The sequence below is a fragment of the Bathymodiolus azoricus thioautotrophic gill symbiont genome, assembly GCF_001298715.1.
Classification (GTDB): domain Bacteria; phylum Pseudomonadota; class Gammaproteobacteria; order PS1; family Pseudothioglobaceae; genus Thiodubiliella.
The window spans coordinates 1-1,079 of record NZ_CDSC02000122.1; the positions used below are offsets into that span (position 1 = coordinate 1).

A 1,079-nucleotide genomic window follows, 5' to 3' on the forward strand; every position below is an offset into this window, starting at 1 on the left:
ATGAATAATTAAAGGTTGCCCTTCTATCGTATTTCGAACTAATTTAACCCTGCCTTTTTCAAGAAAAAATAACCGCTCAATATTTGCCCCTTGATGAAATAAACACCCACCTTTTTTTAAATTCAGTGTTTGGTATTGAATATTATTTTTAAACATATTGCCCTGCTGCCCAGCCAGATGACCAGGCCCATTGGAAATTGTAACCACCCAACCAACCTGTTACATCCACTGTTTCACCAATAAAATATAGCCCTTTTTGCTTGACAGACTCCATTGTCTTGGAGGACAGTTCATCAGTACTAACACCGCCCACACAAACCTCAGCAGTACGCAACCCCTCTGTACCACTTGGTATTAGCACCCAATGATTGAGTTTTTCACCCAAAGTGGTTAAATTCTTTTTTTTAATCTGATTAAGTGCACTATTTGATAAGGGTTTGTCTAATAAAGTATCCGCTAAGCGAATTGCCAAACGCTTTGGAAAATAGGTACTTAAAATAGTTTTTAACTCAGATTTAGGCTTGCTATCACGCATCTCTAACAACCAATCGCTCGCTTTCAAATCGGGCAACAAATTAAACACCACGGCGTCGCCCTTTCGCCAATAAGAAGAGATCTGCAACACTGCTGGACCACTAACACCTCTATGGGTAATCAAAATACCTTCTCTAAAACTTTGATTATTGCACTTAACGATTGCATCAACACTTAAGCCTGATAAATCTTTGAAATAATGCTCAATATCCTCTTGATGAAAAGTAAGTGGTACCAAAGCTGGTTTAAAGGCAATAGATTTAAGCCTAAATTGTTTGGCAACTTGTAAACCAAAATCACTAGCACCCATCTTTGGAATGGACGCACCGCCTGTAGCAATAACCAACGAGGATGCCTGAAAAGTTCCTTGATTGGTGGTAAGCGTGTATCCGTGGCAATAATCGATACTTTCAACACTGAGATTAAGTTTGATATCTACTTGCTGGCACTCTCTTAATAGCAACTTTAGCACTGCAGCTGATTTTTCATCGCAGAATAATTGCCCTAAGGTTTTCTCATGCCAATGTAGGCCTGCATTTTCTAAT

2 protein-coding genes are annotated in these 1,079 nt (G+C 39.0%); both read right to left on the minus strand.

Annotation, left to right across the window (positions count from 1 at the left end):
- Positions 1-156, minus strand: a 156-nt coding sequence (locus tag BAZSYMA_RS10615) for a cyclic nucleotide-binding domain-containing protein (protein WP_420912275.1), incomplete at its 3' end; no start/stop codon positions are given.
- On the minus strand, positions 149-1,079 hold a 931-nt coding region (locus BAZSYMA_RS02415), incomplete at its 5' end, for a BaiN/RdsA family NAD(P)/FAD-dependent oxidoreductase (protein ID WP_090715261.1). The genes BAZSYMA_RS02415 and BAZSYMA_RS10615, both read right to left, overlap by 8 nt.